This window comes from Brevinematales bacterium (assembly GCA_026415355.1).
In the GTDB taxonomy this organism is placed as follows: Bacteria; Spirochaetota; Brevinematia; order DTOW01; family DTOW01; genus SKYB106.
In genome coordinates this window covers 101,405-127,958 of the sequence record JAOAHF010000004.1, presented here as the reverse complement: position 1 = coordinate 127,958, position 26,554 = coordinate 101,405, and the positions used below count along the sequence as shown (strand labels likewise).

At 30.6% G+C, this 26,554-nt stretch carries 19 protein-coding genes; 13 read left to right on the top strand and 6 right to left on the bottom strand.

All coding sequences use genetic code 11. The annotated features are described in order from the left end of the window. Positions 1–95: 95 nt before the first annotated feature. The gene (locus tag N2712_02575) at positions 96–1,241 is read right to left on the bottom strand and encodes a glycosyltransferase (protein ID MCX8028860.1); all 1,146 of its coding nucleotides are present in this window, start codon (positions 1,239–1,241) and stop codon (positions 96–98) included. 237 nt (positions 1,242–1,478) lie between these two features. Between N2712_02575 and N2712_02570 the strand changes: the two genes are divergently transcribed. The 3 genes from N2712_02570 (at position 1,479) to N2712_02560 (ending at position 5,513) form a co-directional block, all read left to right on the top strand. Beyond that, on the top strand, positions 1,479–2,141 hold the full coding sequence (locus tag N2712_02570) for a thioredoxin family protein (protein MCX8028859.1): 663 nt from the start codon (positions 1,479–1,481) through the stop codon (positions 2,139–2,141). 288 nt (positions 2,142–2,429) lie between these two features. After that, entirely contained in the window at positions 2,430–4,847 is a 2,418-nt protein-coding gene (locus N2712_02565; GenBank protein ID MCX8028858.1) for a lytic transglycosylase domain-containing protein, read from the top strand. Between the two features lie 12 nt (positions 4,848–4,859). Next, the gene (locus N2712_02560) at positions 4,860–5,513 is read left to right on the top strand and encodes a hypothetical protein (protein MCX8028857.1); all 654 of its coding nucleotides are present in this window, start codon (positions 4,860–4,862) and stop codon (positions 5,511–5,513) included. Here N2712_02560 and prfA read toward each other — a convergent pair. Further along, positions 5,502–6,584: a peptide chain release factor 1 gene (prfA, locus tag N2712_02555; protein ID MCX8028856.1), complete on the bottom strand. Its 1,083-nt coding sequence runs from the start codon at positions 6,582–6,584 to the stop codon at positions 5,502–5,504. The genes N2712_02560 and prfA overlap by 12 nt on opposite strands. A 203-nt stretch (positions 6,585–6,787) precedes the next feature. On the opposite strand from prfA, the gene N2712_02550 reads away from it, so the two are divergent. The 3 genes from N2712_02550 (at position 6,788) to N2712_02540 (ending at position 10,715) form a co-directional block, all read left to right on the top strand. Further along, positions 6,788–8,227, top strand: coding sequence for a hypothetical protein (locus tag N2712_02550; GenBank protein ID MCX8028855.1), 1,440 nt, complete (start codon positions 6,788–6,790; stop codon positions 8,225–8,227). A gap of 238 nt (positions 8,228–8,465) precedes the next feature. Further along, positions 8,466–9,569, top strand: a complete 1,104-nt coding sequence (locus tag N2712_02545) for a hypothetical protein (protein MCX8028854.1) — start codon at positions 8,466–8,468, stop codon at positions 9,567–9,569. 45 nt (positions 9,570–9,614) lie between these two features. Then, a complete protein-coding gene (locus tag N2712_02540) occupies positions 9,615–10,715 on the top strand; it encodes a M20/M25/M40 family metallo-hydrolase (protein ID MCX8028853.1) in 1,101 nt (366 codons plus the stop codon). Positions 10,716–10,719: 4 nt separating this feature from the next. Here the strand turns inward: N2712_02540 and N2712_02535 are convergent, their stop codons facing one another. Continuing rightward, positions 10,720–11,784: a branched-chain amino acid ABC transporter permease gene (locus tag N2712_02535; GenBank protein MCX8028852.1), complete on the bottom strand. Its 1,065-nt coding sequence runs from the start codon at positions 11,782–11,784 to the stop codon at positions 10,720–10,722. A 108-nt stretch (positions 11,785–11,892) separates the two neighbouring features. Here N2712_02535 and N2712_02530 point away from each other — a divergent pair, with 108 nt between their 5' ends. Beyond that, positions 11,893–14,295: a serine/threonine-protein phosphatase gene (locus N2712_02530; GenBank protein MCX8028851.1), complete on the top strand. Its 2,403-nt coding sequence runs from the start codon at positions 11,893–11,895 to the stop codon at positions 14,293–14,295. Here N2712_02530 and fliG read toward each other — a convergent pair. Beyond that, positions 14,292–15,404, bottom strand: coding sequence for a flagellar motor switch protein FliG (gene fliG / locus N2712_02525; GenBank protein ID MCX8028850.1), 1,113 nt, complete (start codon positions 15,402–15,404; stop codon positions 14,292–14,294). The two genes, N2712_02530 and fliG, sit on opposite strands and share 4 nt — an antisense overlap. A gap of 125 nt (positions 15,405–15,529) precedes the next feature. On the opposite strand from fliG, the gene N2712_02520 reads away from it, so the two are divergent. The 5 genes from N2712_02520 to N2712_02500 all read left to right on the top strand — a co-directional run bounded on the left by N2712_02520 (position 15,530) and on the right by N2712_02500 (position 20,853). Further along, positions 15,530–17,644: a phospholipase D-like domain-containing protein gene (locus tag N2712_02520; GenBank protein MCX8028849.1), complete on the top strand. Its 2,115-nt coding sequence runs from the start codon at positions 15,530–15,532 to the stop codon at positions 17,642–17,644. Positions 17,645–17,731: 87 nt separating this feature from the next. Then, on the top strand, positions 17,732–18,781 hold the full coding sequence (gene mnmA / locus N2712_02515; protein MCX8028848.1) for a tRNA 2-thiouridine(34) synthase MnmA: 1,050 nt from the start codon (positions 17,732–17,734) through the stop codon (positions 18,779–18,781). A gap of 272 nt (positions 18,782–19,053) precedes the next feature. Further along, on the top strand, positions 19,054–19,584 hold the full coding sequence (locus N2712_02510) for an NUDIX hydrolase (GenBank protein MCX8028847.1): 531 nt from the start codon (positions 19,054–19,056) through the stop codon (positions 19,582–19,584). Next, a complete protein-coding gene (locus N2712_02505; protein MCX8028846.1) occupies positions 19,581–20,048 on the top strand; it encodes a chemotaxis protein CheX in 468 nt (155 codons plus the stop codon). Before N2712_02510 ends, N2712_02505 begins: the two co-directional genes overlap by 4 nt. A gap of 34 nt (positions 20,049–20,082) precedes the next feature. After that, positions 20,083–20,853: a hypothetical protein gene (locus N2712_02500; protein ID MCX8028845.1), complete on the top strand. Its 771-nt coding sequence runs from the start codon at positions 20,083–20,085 to the stop codon at positions 20,851–20,853. 5 nt (positions 20,854–20,858) lie between these two features. Here N2712_02500 and N2712_02495 read toward each other — a convergent pair whose 3' ends face one another. Then, positions 20,859–21,290: a RecX family transcriptional regulator gene (locus N2712_02495; GenBank protein ID MCX8028844.1), complete on the bottom strand. Its 432-nt coding sequence runs from the start codon at positions 21,288–21,290 to the stop codon at positions 20,859–20,861. Between the two features lies 1 nt (position 21,291). Further along, positions 21,292–25,848 carry a hypothetical protein gene (locus N2712_02490; protein MCX8028843.1) on the bottom strand — a complete coding sequence of 1,519 codons (4,557 nt, stop codon included), beginning with the start codon at positions 25,846–25,848 and terminating at the stop codon, positions 21,292–21,294. A gap of 124 nt (positions 25,849–25,972) precedes the next feature. On the opposite strand from N2712_02490, the gene N2712_02485 reads away from it, so the two are divergent. Next, a complete protein-coding gene (locus N2712_02485) occupies positions 25,973–26,554 on the top strand; it encodes a hypothetical protein (protein ID MCX8028842.1) in 582 nt (193 codons plus the stop codon).

Here is a 26,554-nt window from a genome sequence, read left to right as displayed (position 1 = left end):
CTTCCACATCAAGGATATTTTTAATTAGTTTAGTTGTTAAGTCTGCTCTATTGTAGTTCAGTATTATGAATGCTACTTTAGTACTCTCAATCATACTATTCGTATATCCTTCTTAAAATTTCTACTTTGTTTTTTGCTACTGCTTCAACAGTGAAGTTTCTTGAATATTCTATGAGATTTTGAGCCATCTTTTCTTTTGAATACTCTCTATTGTAAAACTTCTCTAGAATATCGGCCAATTGGCAGTAGTTATCTTCTTGGAAAATTAGGTTAGGATTATTAATAACTCTTGGTATTTCTCCAGAGGATGATCCTACGCAAGGTGTGCCACAAGCCATTGCCTCAACTAAAACTCTACCAAACTGCTCTTTACACCAAGGTACGGTTCTAGATGGTAGGACTAAAACATCTATGGCCTTGTAGAAAGCAAACATCTTATCCAAACCAAGTGTGCCGATATGATTCATCTTGACTTCTTTCTCTTTGGCAAGTTTAACCAAATATTCGTAGTAATCTCTTTCTTCAGGATACCCAACTATAAAAAGCTCAATATCATCATACCCTCTTGTCTTTAGTTCATGAATGGATAGAATTATGGTATCAATTGCCTTTAGTTTTACTATCCTTCCTGCAAAACCTACTTTGAGCCTAGCATTACTTTCAATGTCCAGGGGGTCTACATCGGTTCTAAATTTAGGTATGAAGTTATAGGTTTTGTATATTTCTTTCTTGAAACCTTTCTTCCTATAAACCTCTATTGCATCGGTTGGTATAACAGACATAGCGTCTGCTACACTAAGGCTAAATCTTTCGAAGAATTTAAACGGTATTGGATGATTCTTGAAGATATTCTCATCGCTCTCTATTAGTATCTTCGACTTTGGGCTTAACAGTTTAGTTAGAAAGAGTATTATAAAGCCTGCGGTTGAGTATGGTTCTTGTTTTAGATAGACAATATCAGGCTTGTACTTAATAATGATCCAAATAATCTTTATAAAGTTAAAGTAGAAAAAGGCTCTTATGTGATTTGTGAAAATTGTCCTCAGAGGATAGATTTTGTAATACTTATCAAGTTCTATAGGTTCGAAATCTTGCCACTTTGAGGTTTCGTACCACCTTTTTGATGTTATAATTATCAGGTCAAAGTTGTACTTGGACATTTCATAGAACAACTGACGATAACTTTTTTCAACTGCTCCATGCCAGACAAATAAAACCTTGCGTGCCTTAGTATTTTCCATATAGTGATGTGCCCTAAGGATTATTTTAACCAACTTGTTTATTTTCTGGCAAATTTGTCTGAAGTTTGATTGTTTTTTGAAAATTATTTTTTATAATACTGGTTTATTGTGCTTGTACTAATAATGTTTATCAATATCAGCTAAACTTTGTTTGCCTTTTAATTTTTGTATTTGAGTTACTAACTCTTGACTTATTGGAATTTATTCTTATATTTTAAGAAATTTTGGGGAGGTTTTATGGACCGTATAATTGATGAAGAATCTAGGAAATTTCTGGAGGAGAAGTTTAGTGAACTTAAAAACGAAGTTGATGTCAATGTTTATTATGATAGTAGTAATGATGAGCTAAAAGACTACATAGAATTTACTAAAAACTTCATTTCAGAATTGTCTGAGATAAGTAGTAAGATAAGAGTGTCGTTGATAGAACACAAACCTGGTGAGAAAACTAAAACAGGAATACTAATAAGGACTAATCCTAGTCTTACGATAGGGGAAAGTAAAGGTTATAAGATACTTTTTAGTGGGTCACCTTTGGGATATGAAGCAAGTCAGATAGTTGAGACAATAGTAATGGTGTCAACAGGTAGTCATGAAATAGAAGATAGTCTTTCAAAAGATTTGAAGTCTATAGCAAAACCTGTAAATATAAAAGTTTTTGTTACACCTAGCTGTCCTTATTGTCCTGGAGCAGCATATTTGGCAAATAGGATTGCTGTTGCATCAGATGGAAAAGTATTGTCTGAAGTTATAGAAGCAAATGAAAATCCTGAAATATCAATGGAATGGGGTGTAGAAAGTGTACCTACGCAGATAATAAATGATTCAGAAGAATCACGAACTATAGGATTACAAAATGAACATGAGTTTATAAATCTTGTCCTGTCGTATGGTAAATAAGATAAACATCACTGGATGATCTTGTGATCATCTAGTGATTTAAATACTAAACTAAATTTTCTATTTAGTGTGTAGGCTGTTTTTTTTGAGTTGCTTAGGAGTTTATTTTCGACTGAGTAAAGTCAAGAATTATATATTTTCAATTTCTTTGAGTATTAAGATAGCTTTAGAATTTGTTGGGCAAATACTTCTCATGAAGTTTGCAATATGGATAGTAGAAAGATTATTTACATATAATTTACCGAAGTGTTTTTAACATTATTCCGAATATTATTGGGGGTGGATGGGATGAAAGGTATTAAAAGGACATTTGGTGTTTTTGTGTTTGTATTTTTGTTCTCTCAGATGAACCTTCCAGAAAAAGTTGTAAATAAAAGTACCTATGATTATGTAGTAAACTTAAGTAAGTTTTCTTTTGTAAAGTATGATACACTTAATTGTGTTCAAGATCTAGATAAACTTATTTCTGTTTATAAGACAACATACTTTGATACAAAGTATACAGTTAGAAGAATGAGAGATATGAAAGGTAGAAGAGTTTACAAAAGAGTACAGATTGCTACTCCTAGAAAGACACCTAAGGTTAGCAGTTTGCAAATTGTTGAAAGAATGTATAACTCTGTGTCACCATCGTCACCATATAAAGCAGACATTGGAATTGTATATTCTGATATTCTTGCTAATGTTGGTAGATATAATGACGCTATAAAAGTTCTAGTTTCGATATCAAATTCAAGTGTTTATGATGAGGTTTTGTTGAAGTTAACAGAGATACTTATAAAGATGAGAAATATACAAACAGCAAAGTACTATTTGAGTTTGTATGAAGAAATGAAAAAAATTTCAACTAGTCCGGTTTATGTATACTGTAAATCTGTTTTGATGTCAGAAGATGGTAAAGTAATAGATGCACTGAATTTAGTTAGAAACTTAACATTATATGACTTTACGCATAAGTATGAGTATGTGAATTATGTAGTTAGTTATTTTGAATATGTTAGCAAGTTTGACATTATAAACACGTCAAGTTATGAAATAGGAAAACTCATAAAAGAGATAGTTTTTGAACTTTTTGATTATAAGTTTTATGAAGAAGCGTTGAAAGTTGCTTATCTATCAAAGATAGATCAGAGTTTTATTGGAGAGATTATTTTGGATATGAAACTATTGAAGTTGAGGGGATGGAAAAAATTAGCAAAGATGTACTTGTTTGGGAAATTAGAAAATGTTATATTTAATCCAATTTTATACGAGAATAAGATAGATAAACTTGACGAAAGCTTGAAAAAGTTGATTTTAAAATCTTTAGCAATATACTATATTGACAAAAATGTTGATAAATCTGTTGAATATCTAAACTCTTATTACGATGTATCAGAGACTAAAAATAGAATATTTTTGTTGGCATCGAAGATCATTGACAAGTTAATACTGATTAAAGATTATGAAAAAATTACTAAAGTGCTTGATAGTAGAAGTTTGGATATAGACTTTAGGTCTAGAGATATAGATAGATTTTTCTTTTACAAGGGATATGCTTATGAAAGTCTAGGCATTACAAATAAAGCGGTGGAGTTCTATGAGAGATCAATATTTTCTATTCCTTCAGGATATTACGATTTTTTGGCTTCGAGAAGGATAAGTGAATTATCATCTGATAAAGAGATAAGAGGATACTATAATATGTTTATCTATCCTACTGTTTCTGTACCAGAGAAGGTAAATATTGCTAAGATACTTTTTAACTTTGACAAACAAAATTCGGAAACTTACAAATCATATATATTTCACAACATAAAGGAAGGTAATGATTTTCTTCTAAACATACCTTATAGTATAATTGACAGTATGGATATAAGTGAGAAATCGAAAATCAAAGAAGTGTTATACAGATTACAGGATGAATATGTTATTGCTAGTAGAGTAATAAGAAATAAGCTTGTGTATAAGGGTTTTTCAAATATATTCTCACATATAATTATCATGAGAAATAGACTTGAAATGAAGATAACTAGAGGTATATACAACGAAGGCAATAATATAACTGCTAACAAGTTTATAGATGCATATTCAAAGTTTTTACCATTTAGTATTCAGGAGGTATTGTATCCAATACCTTATGTTTCTGATGTAATATATTCTGCCGAGAGGTTTGGAGTTGATCCTAACTTAGTATATGCCGTGATGAAGCAGGAAAGTTTTTTTCAAGAAGGTGCATATTCTAGAGCTGGTGCTATAGGTCTTATGCAGGTTTTATATAGTACTGGTAAATTAGTTGCTAGAAAACTAGATGTGCAAATATCAACTAGAATGGATCTATTTAAAACAGATTTAAACATAATGTTAGGAACAGCATATCTTTCGATGTTGTTAGACTCTTATGGTGATCTTAATCACGCAATATCGGCGTACAATGGAGGACCTAGGGTGTTTACAAAGACAAAGCGAAAATATAAATTGTCAGAGGATGATAGTATTGTATTTTCAGAGTTCTTAGCATTTAGAGAAACTAGAAACTATATAAAAAGAGTTGTGAAGTATTATAATGTCTACTCATCAATATATAATTTTGACATCGTAAAAAGACAACTTGATATAGAAGATAAACAAAGCTTAGAAGAACTTAAACATAAGATAAGAACATTACAAGAGCAACTTGGTATGCAAGAAAGTAGCGAAGAATTTGATGATACTGAAAACGATTAGTATAATTTTATTATGAAAAAGATATTGATCATATTGATCTTAATGTCTATAGTTGTTGTTGGGTTTTCTCAAAATTCCAGTGAAGTAGTGTCGGATACTTCATCATCAGAACTCTTTTCTAAGGCAATTATAGGTTTCTCAAGTTTATATATGAATTACAGGAATTACGAAAGTGACTATGGGCTTAAGATAGACAATAGCAAATTTTTACTAGGAATAAGTTTAGGGTTTGCTTCAAGAGGATTAGCGGTTATATTCACATATGGTGCAAAAGTTTATCCTATAAATGAAAATGACATTGGTGGATGGAAAATAGTTGATAGCATGGATACTTATACTTTTGATATTTCTTACTTATTTACAGTGGTGTATAACTACTTTTATGTGGGACCTTCTTTCGCAATTTCAATTGACAATTTTAACCTTAAGTACTATAACAGTCTTGATTTTACTACTTTTTACATATCTGGTACCGTGAAAGAGATAAGTTCGAAAACTGTTTCCTTAGGGTTAGGGGTAAAATCAGTTTTCTTTAGAAATATATACCTAAGTTTGTACTTTTCATATGGATTTCCTAGCATATATTCTTACGAAGGGGCTCCAATAGATGGTTCACCAGTATTTCAACCAACAGGTTTGAAAATCATTTTGAGTCTAGGGATTTAGTTTTTGTTCTTCAAGTAGTTTTCTTTTATGTTCTGCTATAAGTGCTTCTAGTATTTCATCTATCATACCTTCCATAAAACTTGATAGATTATACATTGTGTAATTTATTCTGTGATCGGTAACTCTGTTCTGTGGGAAGTTGTAAGTTCTTATTTTTTCTGCGCGTTCCCCACTGCCAATTTGTGCTCTTCTTTGATTGTCTTCGTATTGTTTTTGTTTTTCTTTTTCATATTGAAGGAGTTTAGCTCTTAATATACTTAAAGCTCTTTCTCTGTTTTGTATTTGAGATCTTTCATCTTGGCATTGGACTACTATACCTGTTGGTTTATGTATAACTCTGACTGCTGATTCTGTTCTATTAACGTGTTGTCCACCCTTGCCACCTGCTCTAAAAGTTTGGATCTCTATGTCTTTAGGATCTATGTAAACATCTGCTTCTTCAACTTCTGGTAATACTGCTACAGTAGCGGTAGAAGTGTGTATCCTTCCACTAGCTTCTGTGATAGGTATTCTTTGAACTCTATGTACTCCACTTTCAAACTTAAGATATTTGTATGCCATCTTACCAGAAACAGTAAATACAATCTCTTTAAAACCTCCAAGTCCCGTTTCATTGAAGTCAGCTACTTGTACTTTCCACCCTTTTCTTTCTGCAAACTTTGAATACATTCTAAATAAATCTGCTACGAAAAGAGCTGCTTCCTCACCACCTGCTCCAGCCCTGATTTCCATTATTACGTTTTTGGCATCTTCATCAGTCGAAAGAAGTAAATTTTCAGCTTCATCTTCAAGGTTCTTTAGTAGTTCTTCACCCTTTGATATTTCTTCTTTTGCTATTTCTTTAAGTTCTTCATCGTCAGAATTCTCTATGATTTCTTTGGCTTCGTTCATTCCATCAATAACTTTCTTTAGTCTCTTGTAAAGATCAACGTAATCCTCAAGCTTTTTCATTTCTTTGAGAGTTTTTGTGTATTCATCTACATCTTTACTAGGATCTATTGTTGATATCTTTTCCTCAAGTTCCTTATATTTTGTGCTATATGCTTCCAAAGCTTTCAAAAATTTTGACATAGCATAATGATATAAAACGAAGCATTGTTGTATCAAAATATTTAACTTTTTGAATTGTGGAGTTTAGAGTAGATTAAGAATACTCACTAAATACTCGATAAAACAAATTATCTTTTCCGTATTTATTAGAACTTGTTGTTTAGGAGAGTATCTTTTTATTTTTATAAAGAGCTATTCTATGTTAAAAATTACTGAGAGTTTGTATGAACCAGTTGTTGGAAGGTAGTGTTAAATTGTTTCTAAATATTTTCTTCGAAGACGAAATCGTAAAATTAGACATAGTTAAGGAGTATTTCATACGTGAAAATAGATATTTGATAATAAAATTGAACAAATTAGGAGAAAAGATGTTAGTAGTAGGTAAAAAGGTAACTCCAGACAAAATGTTTGTGAATAAAGAAATTCTAAAACTTTTTATATCTAGTGATCCAGAAATTGAGATGTATATGAAAGATGTACCATCGACTAGGGTTTATTCAGAGAATGATTTGTTGCTGGTTTTACACTTTAGGGATTACTTGATAATCAGCAGAGTGAGTGTTATTGAACAAATTATGAAACCTTTATTTGATTTTCTAGGTAGAACTTTTTCGATAAGATCTTATGATTCTGATGAGGTGTTTAATAAATTATTTTCAGTAGTTACAGAGCTCTTTTATGGTTTTTCTGGTATACCTTGGGATTTAGATAACTTCTTTTGTATGCTTGATAAGGTTAGTCTTCAATTCATATTTTCAAGACTTATTACAATGTTAAGTGAAGATGAGATATATACACTTGTATCTTCTTTGAAAGAGTCTGGTTACAAAATTAAGAGTAATATTTCAAAGAGAACCTGGGAGTCTGTCGAAAATTTGGTGAAGTACAAGGAATCTACATTGATTTATGATAGTGATTGGATAGAAACAACAAAGTTCTTCACTTCTATTCATTTGAATAAGATATTACAACAAGATGGGGTAGATCTACCGATTTCAAAAAAACTAGATAAAATAAGAGAAGCTTTATTAAGAGCTTTTTTTGGACCTAGAGTTTTGCCTGGCGTTATAAGTAAGATAGTGAGATATATAGATAAAATTCAAAAAATTGATGAAATACCAAACTACACGAGTACAAACACAATAGCGAAAGCATTAGTTGGTGTCGATATGGATGTACTCAATATATTCTCAATTTACATATCGAGAAGTGGATATAGTAGACTTGAGGAAGATATAAAGTATTTCCAGAAAAGGTATCAAGGTAATGAGCTTGAATTGATAAAGGACAAAATAAACTTTTTAGAGAATGCATTGAAGATAATCTTCAATAGTAGGGTAAAGAAATTTGAAAAATTATTTCATAGCCTACTTCCTAAGTTGGATTCACCGAAGTTGTATTATGCGGTTAACACAACGAATCCAGCAGCTTATTTGTTAGCACTGTTAGGAATTCGTAAAGAACTTGGAAATGATATGCTTGATAGTTTCTTATCAAAAACTTCTGGTAGCTTATTAAAAACTGGAAGACTCTTTCTGGATCGTAGAATTGGTTTTACTTTTGCTTATGGAGATACATTAATTAAGGAAAAAACTAGGGAGTTTTTTGAAAAACTCTACTTTATAGTTAAAGTAGAATCTACTGATGTTGAAGATGATTGGTAGTTTTAACTCTCTCTTCAGGTAAAGAGAAAGTTGAAATACCAGATGCACTAAAGATTAGTGGCTATTATATCTAATTTAAGAAATACTAGGTAATCTACATTGGTTAGAAACAAAGGCTATATACCTATTATGTGAAGTAAGTTTTTACACTGTTGTCATCATGTTAGGGTTTTGAGAGTTTGAAGATATAAAAAATGACTTCTTGATTTTGACATTTGGTTACATCCATAATGGATAAATGAAGCAATTAATTGTTGCTATAGTATTTGTACTTATGCTTACAATGACTGGTTCATCTAATGATTTTGTACACATGTATTTGCAGGGTAGAGTAGGCTTACAATATATAGTTTCGTACTTTGCTTCAAGGTCAATGTATAAAGAACTGTACAAAGTATTAGAAGAAATCCTCGATAAAACTAACTCTTATGAGGTTAAAGTTGAGAAAGTAAAAATAGGATACCCGTTGGGGGAAAATATAATGAATGATTTTTATGAAATTATGGATACAAATGCTTTTGATGGATACATCTACAGTAGTGTTTTTAGTGATGATAAGTTACTAGGAAAGTTTTCCAAATATCTGCTGGAGAAAAAGAGATTTAGTGAAGTAGTGTTTGGAAACTTTTCTAGAGTTTGTTTTCTTAATAATCATATTGAACCTGTTGTTGATGTAGTGCTTAGTGGACTTGTAACTAATGGTTTGATAATATCTGATTTGATTAATAGATTGTATTCTTTTCTTATGTTTCGAGAAATTGCGGCGTTGTATCGTAGATTTAGGGGAGTAATAAATTTTGATAGTGTAGAACTGTCTTATATTGCTAGAGCGTTAGGAGAGTTAGGTGACGAAGAAAGTCTGATGATATTGTCTTCAAAAAATCCTATCTTTACACCTTTAAGGGTTGAGTTTATGATAAGATTTGGGTATATAAAAGAGGGAATTGAAGAAGTGAAACTGTATGGTATATCTCCTGGAAACGCAAAATATGTGGTAATAGGATTTTTGAATTTAAACGATGTAGAAGGTGCGAGTATAGCAGTAAATTATATACTAGATGCTTACTTGAAGAAGTATCTTATGTGTGTAATTGATATCTTTAAATCTAGAGATATAATTGGAGTTGAGAGAAAATTAAAGGAATTATTAGCTACAAAAGGTGTTGATGGGGATATAAAAAATCAAGTAGCAGTTTTATTGTGGATAATTAATACCTCTCAAGACAAGGATGCAATGAATAGAGAACTACTTTTTGCTCTAAACTATTTGAATAACATAAAGACGGAGAATATAGAGAGAAGAATTTTGGAGAAAATAGAAGAGATTAAAAAATTGAATTAGTAAACTTTGAAATCAGTAAGGATAAAGTTTCATAATCTAGCAACTATGGATACGAATAGAATAATATCAACCTTTGTTGATCTTGTAAAGATTTATAGCCCTTCGCTAATGGAAGATTTTGTTTTTGAGTATCTTTTTAGGAAGTTTAGAGAGTTAGGTATTGTTTCGGAGATTCAGGTAAATGGAAAAGTTAAGAATATGATAGCATTTATTGAAGGAAATGATAATACAAAAGATGCTATATTTTTCTGTGCTCATGCTGATACAGTTGAGCCAGCTAAGGATATAAGTCCAATTATCGATGAAGATAGTGGAATTATAAAATCTGATGGTAGAACAATTTTATCTGCTGACAACAAGGCAGGTATAACTGCCATGTTAGAATTAGCATATCATCTTAGAGAAGAATCTCACTCAAAGTATGGGGATATATATCTTATAATTACATCGGCTGAAGAAATCGGTCTAGTAGGTGCAAAACATCTGGATATATCTAACATAAAAGCAAGGTATGGATATTGTCTTGATTCTCACGGAGATATTGGTGTTGCTATAATTAGAGGAGCTACACATTACAGGTTTAAAGTAGAGTGTATTGGTAAATCCTCGCATGCAGGAATAGATCCAGAAAAGGGTATTAACGCTATAAAAATCGCTTCCTACATAATAGATAGAATTAACACAGGACTTCTCGATAAAGATACTGTTTTGAACATTGGTGAAATACACGGAGGAAAAGCAACAAACATAGTTCCTGATAGTGTGGTTTTTGAAGGAGAAGTCAGAAGTTTTTCAAAAGATAGAATAGATGAAGAACTTAACAAGATAAGTATTGCGTGTGTTGAGTCAAAATCTAAATTTGGTGGAGATTTTAGATTTACTTACGAAAAGCTCTATGATGGGTATTCTATAAGCGAAGATTCAGTATCTGTGAAAAGGTTTATTCAGACTTGTTACAAAATTGGGATAAAACCAAAACTAGTTGATACAAGAGGTGGTAGTGATGCTAATATATTTAATAGCAAAGGGTTAGAAACTCTAAACATATCCTGCGGAATGAGAAATCCACATTCCTGTGAAGAGTTTATATACATAAAAGATTTAATAGACATATCAAAGCTTGTAATATCACTTGCAGTAAGCTAAAGTTTTACCTCTTTTCGATGTCAAACATCGATTGATCTTCTTCTTCTCTTATTTTGGTATCTTCTGGTTTAAGTTCAACTTTTCTTCTTTCAGAGGGGATTATGCCTTGAGGTCTGAATATTATCATAAGCAAGGTTATAATACCAAAAACAAGCATTCTATATTCTGTTAATTGAGATCCTAATACATCTCTTAGTAGTTCTGGAATACCGTAGAATACAATAGCGCCGAAAACAACTCCAGGTATACTACCTATACCACCTATAACAACTATTGAAACAAGAAGTATAGAGTCCCAGAATTGTATTAAGTTTGGAGTTATATACCCAACTTTATGAGTATATATAATACCTGCGATGCCACCAAAAATGCCACTTATTACAAATATAAAGAGTTTTAATTTTGGTACGTTTATTCCCATAAGAGAGGATGCTATTTCGTCTTCTCTTATTGCTATCAGAGCTCGACCAATCCTTGAATTTTCTATTCTGTATGATGTAAGGATACCAAGGGATATCATAATTAGAGTAAATATGTAAACTTCAAGACTTGAACTGAGAGAGTAAAAACCAAGATTTATACTATCAATACTTTGTCCAACTCTAGGTAATCCTCTAGGTCCATTTGTTAGAGCATCCCAGTTGTTAGCAACCAGTCTGACAATTTCTCCGAAACCTAGTGTTGCTATCGCTAGATAGTCGCCTCTGAGTTTGATTATTGGTAAACCTATTAGAAGTCTAAAAATCATTACTGCTATTATTGCACTAAATGCTGAAAGTATAAATGGTACTCCGTTTGTATTGAGTATAGCAGTGGTGTAACATGCTATTCCAAAAACACCAATATATCCAAGATCAAGAAGACCTGTGTAACCGATAACTAGATTAAGTCCTAATGCAAGCAGTAGATATACACCTATTCTTATTCCAACATCGATATAGTAAGACGTTGTACCTCCTGCAATGAAATAATGTAGAATGGGTAATAATAGTATTACAGATATTAACACATAAATAAACACACTAGTCTTTTTGGAGTTTTGATAGTATGGCGAATAGGTTTTATTCATAGATAGTTGAATTAGTATAAATATTGCTTAGAATAAATCACAATAAATTCTCAGATTTTATAGCCTATATTATTGAAAGTTATTTTTTGTATATTCAATATATTTTACGTGAAGACTTCAAAGTATTTACTTTTATCGTTTTTGAGTATTTTGTTTATTGTTTTGATTTTTCTGGCAGTTTACCAGCTAATGTCTTTTGTTGACCTTTTAGGTAAAAGACAGCCTCCGTTTCTAGTTACAAAACAATTAGGTATTGATACTATAGGGATGTTTCTTAAACAAGAAAATATTACGACAGTGTTGCCACTTTCTTATATAAAGGAAGTTAATGGAATACAGGTCAAAAATGATAAAGAGTTTTATGAAGCATTATCAAAAATTCCTCCTCAGACTCAAGAGATAGAGATAAAATTCTCTAATCCGTTCTTTTTTATAGAATATGAATACGTATCAAAAATTAAACTTTACGAAGTTGGTTATATTGACTTTTTGGTTTCTTTTTTATTTCCCATTGTATTTTCATTAGTCCTTTTTTCAATATCATACTACCTTGGGGTATTGATTATTAGAAATTATGATATTTTATCAGATAACAAAAGAAGGATGTTTATATCTTCGATTCTTTTATTTGTGACCATGGGAATGTTAGTTATATCTGGTTTAGATTTAGTGACCAGGAAAGTCTTGTTACCTATTCTGTATATAACATTTGGTACTATTGGAATATTCCTGAGCATATTTTTTTACAATCTTACTTACAGTAGTTCAAGATGGTGGGTTCTTGTAATAACTTCTAACATACTTATTTCATCCCTTTTATTAACAGCTTATTTGGTTTTTTTTGAAAACTCAAAAATGCTCTTGTCAGTAGTTAAGTTAAACTATATAATAATTGCACTAAATGTAATATTAGGTGTGTATTACCTCGCCTCATTATCAAAGAAAACTGAAAACGTGATAGAGAAAGAACGGATAAGGATAGCGATATGGATATTAGTTTTACCAGTTTTAGTATTGGGTATTGTGTTTTTAATACAAGGTATAAGTATATATACTTTACCTGTATCAATATTCTTTATTGTCTTCTTTGTACTTTCACCAGTTATGGCAACTGTGATAAACGATCACAACGTAAAGTACTCAAAGGAAAGGACTTTTTTCTCAATAATAATTGGAGTAGTAATAATAGTAGGTGTTTTCCTAATATCAAATGTTGCAGTTAATTTACCTCAGGATTCTGTATACATATTCGGTATATATGGGATACCTTCAATTCTATTTTTATCTCTGGTTGTATGGTATAGCATTGATAATAAGCTTCATTCTAGTATGAATGTGTTTTATTTTGATTTTGATACTGTAGAAAAAGATATCAAGAATTACTTTCTGAGGAAGTTAAGAAAAAGATTTAGTTTTATAGATAATGTTAAGATAATATTCCAATATCCAATTATATACGCAGAAGAAGGGTTTGAAAGCTATATGCCATACAGTGAAATATGGGATAGTATAACAGATAAAACGATAATAACCTTAAACGATGTTTTTTTTGATAGTAGATATTCAAAATTTGAGAGAGTTTTCAGTAATTTTGGAGTAAACTATATATTGGGTTTCCAAATAAGTAACAACAAGTGTATTGTGGGAATATCATCTAGGAGGGTATTAAAGGAATCTGACATTGAGCAAATAAAAGTAATAGCTGATTCCTTTATGGTTGATATACAGAGCCTCTCTCTCATAAACTCTATGAAGTTTGTAAGGGTTTTGGATTTTGAGTTTAATCTTTTAAGGAACTCTCAGATGAATATATTAAGATCTGGTAGAAGCTATACTATTGATACATCTGTGGGGAAGGTTAACTTAATGAACTATTGGGAACCCATGATAGAACTAGCAGGTGATATATATGGTGTCTATAATTCAGAAAAGTATTTTACATATTGGTTATCTGACATATGTGGTAAGGGTTTGTCAGCAGCAGCAATATCTTTTACTTGTTATACTCTTATAAGTGAAATAGTCAAGAACAACCTAACCATAAGTAAGTCCGCGGAAATAGTGAATGAAATATTAATAAATGAACCTTTGTTTAGTGTTGAAAACTTCTTCTTAACACTATCAGGTATAACGATAGATAAAAAAACTGGTGATGCAGAAATAGTAAGGTGTGGTAGCCCCCCATTATTGATGTTTGATGGTAAAGAAGTAATTGAAATATCTCCAAAAGGTGGTCTTATAGGTATTTTTGATGATTTTAAGTATGAGACTTACAAGCTAAAAGTGAGTAAAGGTATGGTATTTTTAATATTTTCGGATGGTCTTACAGATATAATGAATCCGTCAATTGAAGAAGGTGTTGAACAAATAGAGTACTTGAAGTCTATAATGCTTTCAAACCGAGATCCAAATTCAATATGGGATAAATTAATGAAGGATATATTCAATAATTCACTCTCAAAATCAATAATTGACGATATAACGTTCTCACTGATATATGTAAGTGATTAAACAATTATTTCGTCCTCAGGAGACCTAGAAACGATAATCTCACCTTGCTCTTCGAGTTTTCTTATGACACCTACAATTTTTTGTTGAGCTTCTTCGACATCTTTTAGTCTGACAGGACCCATATATTCCATGTCTTCTTTTAACATTTGAGATGCTCTCTTACTCATATTTCTAAATATTTTCTCTTGAACCTCGGGGTCTGTATGTTTAAGTGCTTTTGCTAGATCTTGCTGATCTATATGCCTAAGAACTTTTTGTATTGATCTATCATCTAAAAGAACTATATCTTCAAATACAAACATTCTCTTTTTAATTTCTTCTGCTAAGTCTGGGTTATCTTCCTCAAGAGCTTCAATTATATTCTTTTCTGTAGTTCTATCTGAATTATTGAGTATTTGGACTATAGCATCTATACCACCTGCCTGGGTGTAGTCTTCACTTGCTAAGGTTGATAGTTTTCTTTCTAGTATTCTTTCTACTTCTCTTAAGACGTCTGGAGTTGTTCTATCCATGAGTGCTATTCTTTTTGCTATATCTGGTTGTATTTCCTCAGGTAGTGCTGAAAGTATGGTTGCTGCTTTTTTAGGATCAAGATATGAAAGTATAAGTGCTATAACTTGTGGATGTTCGCCTTGTATGAAATTTACAAGATGTTGAGGATCTGCTCTTCTTACAAAATCGAATGGTTTCACTTGTAAGGAAGAAGTAAGCCTATTGATGATATCGATAGCTCTTTGAGTACCAAGTGCTCTTTCTAAAACCTCTCTAGCATAATCAACTCCACCTAGTGCTATGAATTCTTGTGCCATCATAAGTTCTTGAAATTCTGCCAGTACTTTTTCCCTCTCTTCAGGTTCGACTTTGTCTGTTCTTGCTATTTCAAATGTTAGCTCTTCTATTTCATCTTCTTTGAGGTGCTTAAATATTTCTGCTGATACCTCAGGTCCAACAGTGATTAAGAATATTGCAGCTTTCCTCCTACCTGTTAAAGCTTTTGATTGCTTCTTGTCTTTTTTCTGCTGGGATATTGCTTGTTGAACCTCTGATTTTTTATCCTTAGTAGATTTCTCAGCATCACCCATAAACTTACCTCTAATTATAGTATACATATCGCTGAAGTTATTGTCAAGAAAATCCTGCTACTACCTAGTAATCATAAGTAAATTGTTTTTGTTTAAGATTCGTTTAGTTGAAAAGTTAATAAGGTATCTAAAATATTACTTTTTGGATTTATATGAGTTTAGTGAGGATAGTATTAGTTTTAGTGTGTTTGATGTATTGTTTTAATGGATTTTGTGAAGTAGTTGCTTTTTTTAACAGCCCAGAGTTTGGTGAGAATCTAAAGAATATGATAGTATTGTACATAAATTTATCTCAGAGTAATATTTCGATGAGTGCTTACTCGTTTGATGATATGGATATTGCAAATGCGCTGATAAACGCAAGCCGACGAGGAGTTAAAATAAGAATAATGGTTGATAGTGATTACTGGAATGATATTGTTGGGTTACTTGATAGCCAACCAAATATAAATGTTTTCAATGATTTGAAATCAAAAGGTTATAAACAAAATTCCAGACAGCATCATAGTAAATTCATAGTTATTGATTATGATGTATCTACCTCGCCTGTGAAAAACACGGTAATTACGGGATCTTTTAACTTTACATTGTCTGCTAGTAAGTTGCAATATAATAATGTTGTTATAGTTTCAAATAACATAGATATAGCTAATGTGTACATACAAGAATTTAACGAGGAATGGGGGGGAAATGATTTTGAATTTAATCCAATTGCTAGTAGAATAGGTAGACAGAAAACAGATCCCCCACCATATTTTCATCAGTCAGGTGATATTGAGGTTTATTTTTCCTATTCTGATAGAAACAAAATAAAGGATAGAATTAAAAACCTTCTTCTCGAATCAACAAACATATATATTTGTGCTTATTCATCTTCCACTAATTCAGAGCTTTTTAATGTAATTTATGAAATGTTGGATAGTAAGAGTATATACGGCGTTTTTGATGGGGGTCATGCATTTCATCCATATTCTGCTTTTCTGTTTTTGTATTCTAAAAAGCCCGATAATTTTACTATCGATTACGAGTATAAAGTATTACATAACAAGTATATTATACTGAACTATACTGAAGATGCTCCGGAGAACGCTATAATTGTAACGGGATCATACAATATATCAAAGAATGCTGAAGAAAATAATGAAGAAAATGTGATAGTTATTAGAAATAATCCAGTGATAGCAAGAAAGTACTTTAGAGACTTCTTGTATCATTTCACAAGAAGTGGTAAAAATATCCAAGATATCTTGCTACCTTCATTTTTCAAGACAAATTTGACTGTTCCATTAAATTCAACGAATACGATTTATGGTAGAAACTTACATAAAGTTTTATCCCTTGTAGTATCAAATGATACTGGAGTAGCAACTTTATCAATAATATCAAACTTCACAAACGGAATTACTTTTGCTGTTCCTAATATATCGGGATCTTTTAATCTAGTTTCTATAATGCAAGGTAACATGAGCGAGATAACACCTACAAAACTATCTTTGTTTTCTCAAGATGAGCCTTTGTTAATAATAAATGATGGTAGTAAAGTGATAAAGGCAGATGAGCCAGTAAATGTAAGGTTATATACTTTTTTAACGCTACCTTACAGTAGCATAGATATAAAACTTGAGGGTAAGAGTTTTTCTGTACCACTTGTTAGAAACAAAGATCATTACAGTACAACTTTTTATTTGGATACGTTAATAAACAGGTTTTCTAACGATATGCCAATAATGTTTTGTTATAGTAATCTCTGTTTAACGAATTATATAGTACTACCTGCATTCTCGTATAAGCTAAGGAAGCCTGATAAGGTTTATAAGAATTCTTTTCACTCTATAAAATTTGATATATTATCGTCATTTGGTAGGAATTTGAAAATATCGGTTGATGGTAATGTTTCTACTACTGTACACTCTGATGGTACTGTTTCGTTTTTCACTGGTAATAAAAGTGAAATAAGATTATTCTTTACCATAGAAGATGAGTTAGGCAATTCGTATTCTGATGTTGTTGAGTTTACCGTGTATGAAATCAGTGATATATTTGTCTATCCAACTATAGTGTCAAAAGATGAAAAAATATTCGTTGAAGGCAATTTTGAGAAAATTCAAGTTCTGGATAAACATTATAATCTAGTTCCTTTTAGCATTGGAGAAGATTTGGACGGTAGAAGATATATTATTTTAATGCCTTATAAGGTACCTTCCCTAGCGTTTATTATTTTTTACAACCAGGGAAATAAAGTAATTAGAAAAGTTGTAGTAAAATGAAGGTTAAATTAGGTAATAGTTTTTAAAGTATATTTTGTCTGAGGTATAGCTTACTTATAAAAATTATTTTTATTATATTTATTAACTATGTCTACAGTTTATGTTGGAATGAGTGGAGGTATAGATAGTAGTATTTCTGCTCTAATTCTAAAAGAGAGAGGATATGACGTTAGGGGTGTAACGTTAGTACTTTCAGGAGTTGAGGGTGAAAGGAAGTGTTGTTCTATTGATGAGGTTAAGTATGCACAATATGTGTGCAAGTATTTAGGTATACCGCACGAAGTTATAGATGTTAAAGCACTTTTCAATGCGAAAATAATAAATCCTTTTATAAAAGAATATCTATTAGGTAGGACACCAAATGCGTGTGTAAACTGTAATTTATATTTTAAATTTGGGTATCTACTAGAGTATAGCATTTCGAAGGGAGCTGATTTTATAGCTACAGGACATTACGCAAAAGTTGAGAAAGTTGGCGAAGATTATATACTAAAGGAAGCAAGAGACAAGGTTAAAGATCAATCTTATTTTTTAGCGAGGCTTACAAAGTTTCAGTTATCTAAAACTATATTCCCGCTGGCAGATATGACGAAAGATGAAGTTAGAGAGATAGCGAAATTGTCTGGATTGCCTCTTAAACCTAACCAGAGAGAAAGTCAAGATTTGTGTTTTGTTCCTGGAGATGACATAACCGGTTTTTTGATTGAAAATGGTGTTAAAAAAGTTAAAGGTAATGTACTTAACGAGGAAGGTAAGGTTGTAGGATATCACGATGGGATTTTTTTCTATACCATAGGTCAACGAAGAGGACTTAAGTTACAACTTGGTAAGAGGTACTATGTTATTGATAAGGATCTTAAGCAAAATACTTTAACTGTTTCGGAGAATCCTTACTTTTCTGGGTTCATAGGATCAAATCTTAACTGGATTTGGAATAAACCTGTACAAGGTGGCAGGTTTGTAGTTAAAATACGGTATAGAAACAGTGGTGATTTTGGTATGGTTGATATTGAAGATGGTAAAATAAGGGTTATTTTTGACAAAAAACAGTTTGGAATAACTCCAGGACAGCTTGCTGTATTATATGATAACGATACAGTTGTTGGTAGTGCATTTATTGATACAATTATAAGGTAGTTTTAATCTTTGTCTTAATTATCTGAGAAAACTTTTCTTCATTTCTTAGGTTTTACTGAGAATGTAAGGTTTTTTAGTACAAGGTTTTTGTTGATTGAAAAAATTTATATTAATGTGATTGTTGGAGTTGTAATTTTGTTTAGTAGATGATAATTCTTATTTTCTTTTGAATATTTATTTTTTATTTGCCAAATGTTGATTTTTTTAATATTACGATTGATATAGTTAAAAACTTTAAACAAGAAGACGTTTCATAAATAATATTTCAGTGTATGGAGATAGTGGTTATTGATAGTAGATTGATTTACAAAGGTAAATCTTTTTCTTTGTATTCTGATAGAATAGAGTATAATGGTAAAGAAATGACTAAAGATGTGGTTATGTATCCAGAGGCGGTAGCAATTCTACCTATGATTGAAAAGCATAAGTTTGTCTTAATAAAGCAATACAGGTATCCTGTAAAAGAAGAATTATTAGAGGTTCCTGCAGGCAAAATGGAAGTTAATGAAAGTGTTGTTGAAGCTGCTGTTAGAGAATTAGAAGAGGAGACAGGCTATAGAGCTAGAAAGGTTAGAAAGATATATGAGTATTATCCAGCAGTTGGATATAGTTCAGAAAGAATACATGTTGTAGTTGCTGAAGATTTAATTGAAACAAGAAAAAATTTAGATGAAGACGAGTTTACAGAGGTTGTGATACTTGACTATGAGCAAATTATGAATATGATAAGAGATAATACTATAAAAGATGCAAAGACTATTTTATCTTTCACAATACTTGATAAACTAGGAGAAATTTTATGAGATTTGAGATAATAAATCCGTTCATTGATGCTTTTGTATCGGTTTGTAAGAAGTTGAATATTGAGATACATAAAGACAAAGTTAATCTTAAAACAGGTAAAAAGATAGAAAAGGATATTTCTTTTTTCTTTAAGATAAAGGGTGATTTTAAAGGTAATGTTATATATGAAATGGACGAGAGGCTTGCGATTGAAGTGGTTAAAAGAATATATCAGATTGATGAGATACCTAAAGATAAGGAGCTTATGTTATCAGGAGTTGGAGAGTTTGGAAATATAGTGAATTCACAACTTCTTGAAATAACCTATAAAAGAAAGCTCGATTATTCTATATCACATCCTATGTTTTATAAGTATAAGGGTAAAGTTATATCTTATTCTTCACCATGTGTTGAAGTATTGTTTATAACGCATTATGGTGAGGTAATACTAAGTGTAGTTTTTGACAAAGTACTGTCAGTTTAGATATTTTTGTTCCGATTATTTTTAGTATATGCTGATGAGGGTTTTTTTTGTATTACTACTTGGTTTTTTGTTAGAGGGAAGAATATATTCAAATACTTTGTCTCAAGCCATAGAGTTTATTTCTAAAAAGGATTACTCCAATGCCATAGAAGTTCTGACCAAACTACAGAAGACAAAAGATAATGAAAGAACCATAAACTACTATTTGTGTGAGGTGTATTTTGTAATGAAAGATTTTGAAAATTCTATAAGGTATGGAGAGGAAGTTATTAACGGTAAGAAAGATTTTTTCTATGCCAAATCTCTGTATAATGTTGTCTTCTCTTCTTATATTCTAAACGTATTAGACAAAGTTTACTTCTACGGTATAGAATACCTTGATAATGTTGGTGATTCTCATAATGCTGAAGAGATAATACTCACTATGGTGTTGAACTCCCTTCAGCTAAGTGGCAATAAAAACAAGTTTGTGGAGATTCTAAACAAGTATAAGAAAAAATATCCTACACTTTATTCTGCATTTTACCAAAGTATGGAGATACAAGGGAGTGATCGTTTGTTTCAAATTAGTAAAGAACAAGAAGTAGGTACAAATTTGAGAGAAACTGAAGTAGAAGATGAGATGGTAAAGCAGGAAAAAGTTAAGGAATATATTGAAACATTGAAATACATTATCTCATCTCTTGAGAAAATATCTCAAAAAAAGGATATGGAACTTCAGAAACTGAATGATATTATTGAGCTTCTTGAACTCAAAGAAGAAGCTTTGAAAATCAAAAAATATAGAGTTATGTTGGGTGAGTAGATGGGTTATTCTATAACTTTTTTTAGTATTTCTGATATTTGAGAGGGAGTAAAGCCTCTATAAGAAAGAAATCTGATGATTTTGGATACCACCTTTTGATTGTATCCGCTGTGGAGTTCACTTGAGTATTTTCTTTTTACTATTTCTACTGCTTTGTTTATGTTTGGTTCTATTTCTAAGTTACTACTTAATCCGCGTGACAGTAATTTCATTTTTATATAGTTAGGTCCAAACCCCTTAGATATCTTTGATCTTATTATGCTATCCTTTATAAATTCGTCATCAATATAGCCGTTTTGTTTGAGGTATTCTAAGACTTCGTTTATAACTTCTTTGTTGAGATTGAGTTTTTTTTCAAGATAATCTTGGATTTCTTTACTAGTTCTGGGTTTTATTGAGACATATCTCAATGTTTTTAATAATATATCTTTGTTCATTTTATGAATATTTCTCGATTATTAGTTTAACAAAATCTTTTGTAACTCCAACTGCTCTAGAAATATTATCTATATTCCATCCTTCTCTATGCATTCTCATAATTGTTGATATTTGTTCATCAGATATATTATTCTCTTTGATCTTAACGCCAGTTTTGTTTTCTATGTTTGATATATACTTTTTAGCAATTTCGATGGCATTGTTTAGTTTGTCTTCAAGTTTAAGAAGATCTTCTTTGACTTTTACTGCTTTGCTAAGTTCTGAGTTTACATGAGCTATTATTCCTTCTAAGCTCTGTATTTTACTGACTGCTCCTTCTATGTTGTGATTTGTAGTTATGATGTGATCTATCCTTGAGTTTATTGATGATAGTATTCCTTCAATTTCTTCTTTCTTTTTCATAGCTTCGGATAGTACTCTCGAAAGTTGGTTATACTTTTTCTCGAAGTCTGTAATACTATTTCTGAGGTGATTTATTTGAGTTAGCATGTTTTCTACTATTCCCTTCTTGGCATCTAAGCTTGACAGTATTTCAGCTATATTTTGTATATCTTTTTCGAAGGTTGTAATTCTATTTGAAACATCAAGTATGAGTTTTTCTTTATCTTTTATGAATTCGATGTTTGAGGAAATTCTGTTGGCAATTTCATTCAAAACAAGCAATTTGCTTTCTATATCTTTTACTAATCTAGAATTCTTTTCATAGTATGATAGGAATTTCTCTAAGTTTATCTTTTCCTTTCTTATATCATCTATATCTCTCATTACAGATGAGACTACTTTCCTATTTTCCTCAATTACTGACATCATAGTCTTTATATCGTTTATTTTAGAGTTAATAAGATCTATTCTTTCGTCAAGTTTGTTAAACTTTTTTATGTTATCTTCTATTTCACTTATTTTTTTGTCTAAATTTTGTATAGTACTGTGATATTTTTTAAATTGGTCCTCAATAAAATCTCTGAATTCTTGAGATCTTTTTTCTGCTTCTTTTGAAATAGTATGCAGATTTGATTTAGCATTTTCTAGTAAACTGTCTATGAGTTCTTTCTCGTTTGTATATAAGGTGTTAACTTCTGATTGTATTCTGTTTATTTTATTCATCATGTCTTTTTCGAAAGAATCAGCCTGAAATCTAATGATACTTAAGGTGTTTGATATTTCTTTCTCTACTTGTGATTTATAACTATCTATTCTTTCATGTATTGACTGTTTTTCTTTTTCAAATGTTTCTTTCATCGTGTTTATCCATTTGACTATATTATCTTGAGACTTATCTTCAAGATCGGATATTTTGTCTTGAAGAGACCTTGTTATGCTATTTAAATAATCTTCTACTCTGTTTTCAACATTTTCAACTTTATTTGATATTTCTTTTAGATATTCTTCCATCTGGTTATTAAATTGCTCTTTAAGTGAGAATGTGAGATTTGTCATATTGGTTTTAAATTCACCCATCAATTTTTCGAAGTCTTCTATTTTTGAAGATAAACTATCGTCATATTTTTTCATTGATTCTGAAATTCTCAAATTTGCGTTTTCTACCAATTTATCTATTTTCTCATTTGTTTCTTTGACAGTGTTAGATACTTTGTTTTCTAGGTTGTTTAAGTTAACTAATATGCTAGTCTCACTTTCTCTGTACTTTGATTGAAGTGCGTTTAAAATATCGCTGACTTTAGTACTTGTGTCTTTTACTATTTCAGATATTTTGTTATCTAGGGCTTCAAAACTGTTATTTATGTATGTTTCAGTTTCTTTGTATTTATTACCTAACGATGCTATGATCTCGTTGATTTTTTCAATCTGGGATTTTACAGTATTAGTTAACTGATTAATATTGTTATCGAAATTCTTCTTTGAAGATTCTATGAACTGATTGATGTCTGAAGAATAGGTATTTTTCAATGCTTCTTTGAAGGATTTATGGTCTTCTTCTAGTTTTTTGACTGTATCTTCAAACTTCTCTTTCAAAGCACTTAACCTAGATGTATATAATTCAATAAATCTATTTTCCATTTCTTTGTATTTTGATTTAAGATCGTTTTCAAAATTTCCGTAATCTTGAAGTATTTGTTTCTTTGTCTCACCTAAACTGGATAAATAGTTCTTTACAGTTTCTTTCATTGATGCATATTCTGACTGTAATTCATTTAAGAAATTATCAAACCTGTTCTTGAGATTGTATATATTTACCTCATAATCCTTGGCAGATTTCTTAATTATCTTCTCAATCTCTTCTGATATGTAATTATTCTTGTTATTTATATAATCGTTTAGCATTTTTGAGTATTCATCTTTTATTTTATCAAATCCTTTGATTGTATCGTTCTCTAGCTTTGATAGTATTTCTAGGAATTTTCTATCATAGTTGTTGATAGTTTCCTGGAATCTGTCTGTTTCGCGTTTGTATAGTTCATCTAATTCTTTCTTTACGTTCTCAAACTTATTCTCAACTGAAGAAAATATTTCAAGGACTTTTTGGTTAAATCTTTCTACGGTTTTTCTAATATCATCTTTTTCTTCATTAATCCTTTTATCAAATCCTTCAACAAGGTTGTTTATCGTTTCGGAAATTTTGTTGAGTTTATCGTTAACTAAGGTTATTTCATTTTGTCTTTCTGATATTTCATTTGAAATTTGAGCGATATTGTTGTTTGTGTCAGCTATCTTTTTATCGATATTTTCTATTTCTGTTCTTACTCTATTTAGCATTATGTCAGACGTATTATTGAAAGATAGCTTCAAGTTGTCAACATGTTCTGCCACGTTTGTTCTCATATCTTCTACAAATTTTTCATATACGCTGTTTAGGTTCTGGTTAAACTTTTCTTTTGCCTGATTTATTTCTTTTTCAATTCTATCTATGACAACTTTGATTCTCATATCAACATCTTGGGATAACTCATTTATTCGGTTCATTAAGTCATTTGATAGATTAACATATAGTTCTCTAAGCTCTTTGTCTTTTTCTTGGCTTTCTTTTAGTAATAATGAGATGTTTTCATTGAATTTCTTTATGTTTCCTTCAATAATTGATATTTCATCCTTTAGTAGACTCATTTTACCTTCGAGTGAAGATATTGTTTCAAACTTTTCTGAAAACTGTCTGTCAAGTTTATTTATGTCGTTTATAAATTCGCTTTTTATTGAATCTATTTGCAAGTCGAAATTTTTTATGTAATCGTTTATTTCTCTACTCATGCTGTTTCTTATGGATTCGAAGTTATCTTTAAACCTATTAAAAAGTTCTTCTTGTTTTATAGTGAATAGGTTTTCAAGTATTCTTAATTTTTCTGATATGTTGGCGTCAACTCTATTATTCACTTCCTTTATAAGAGATTGAACCTTATCTTCTATTCCAGAAGTTAGTACAGATTTAACTTTGTTAAATTCAGATATTATCATTTCCATGTAATAATCTTTTGTATTTTCAATTTCTTGTTTGATTTTAGAAAAATCTATGTCTAGTGTTTTAAGTCTATCGTTGAACTCCTTGAGAGAGTTGTCTATAAGATTGAGTGAATTTTGTAAGTTTGAAATTTCAACGTTTTTAGTTTTTATTGTTTCATTTAGTAGTTCTGAGAATTCTTTTAGGCTGCTAGATATATTATTAAACTTATCAGCAGCATTGTTTATTAGTGAACCAATTTCACTTATAGACTTGTTGGTTGTATCTTCCAGTTGTTTTACCCTTTTTGCTAAGTTGTCGATGTCAGAAAAGTTTTTATTCAATTTTTCCTCGGCATACTCTTTTATCTCGATATATTTTTGTTCAAGGTCTTTTGATATCTGAGTTTGGTAGTTGTTTGATATTTCAAGAATCTTGTTATTTATTGATTGTTTGACTTTATTGAAGTTAGAATCTATTTCGGCAAGAATATTGTCTAAATCTCTATCAATTTTTGCTTCTAGCGTATTAGTAAAGTTACTAACTTCTCTTACTCTGTCATTTAATTTATTTTCTATTGTTTTAACTTTATTTTCAAAATCTCCGTAAAAGTTGTTTAAAGATGATTCCAAGGAATCTAATTTACTCATGACTTTATCAACGTTCTTTTCTGATTCTAGAACCTGTATCTCGAGATTTTTCATTTCTTTGTCGATCTGAGATTTTGTTTCGTTAACTTTTGATAAAACGTTTTTAAATTCTTGTATTACTTTTGAAGATTCTTTTGACTCGTTTTTGAACTTTTGAAAATCTTCTTTTATGCTCTCTACGGATAAGATTATTTCTTTTATCTCTTTTTTGGTTTCATTTATTCTTTTTAGTGCTTCAGATATTTCGCTATCTCCTCCTCTTATTTCATTAATTTTTTCGTTTATGGTAAACACAAGGTTCTTACCAATGGTTAAATTTGACTCTAATCTGACTACCAGATCTTCTAGTGATTTTTCTTTCTCTCTCAAAAAAGATTCAAACTCGTTGATTTGCTTTTCTGTAAATTTCTTGAGTTTTTCAAAGTTTGAGAGATTTTTATCTCTACTTCTTATAATAAAAGAAGTCACGATTGCGGTTATAGCAGATACTAAAACATAGATTATTGTTTCAAACATTTTCCCCTCCCAAACATAAAGTAATTTTCAAAAATGTATAATCTTTCTTGCAATTACTTAAGTATAGTCTTGATTTGGTGCTACTATATAGAAATGTTATATTGTCATTCTTTATAATGCCATTATGAACAGTAGATGTAATGTTTGGATTTTCAGGTTGCTTATTTTAATTTTTATTGTATCATCTGTTTTCAGTTTTGTTTTTGCTCAAGAAACAAACACTAATGGAGGATTTCTTGACAGATTTTACAAACAAGAAGAGGAAGGTGGTCGAAGCTTTTGGTGGGTTATAGTTGATATTCTGAATATTTTGCTTACGCTTGCTATAGTTATAGCAATAGTTTATGTTTCTCTGAGATTTTTAAAGAAAGCGACAGGAAGCCCAGTTGATGATTTTGGAGTAATTGAAATAATGGCTTCTAAAGGTATTTCGCAAGGTGTTGCGATATACATAATAAGGATAGGTAAAGATTATTACGTTATGTCATCTGGAGAAAGGGGATTGAATTTGATTACTAAAATAGAAGATAAAGAGCTTGTAAACATCCTAAATTTAGAAAAAAGTAAGCAAGCAAGTAGTGTAAAGGAGGATTTTTTAGATACTATTGTCTCTCTATTTAAGAAGAAGAAGGAAGATACTAAGACTACTGATGATAGGATAAGCTTCATCAAGAATCAGAAAGATAGAATAAAAAATTGGGAATAA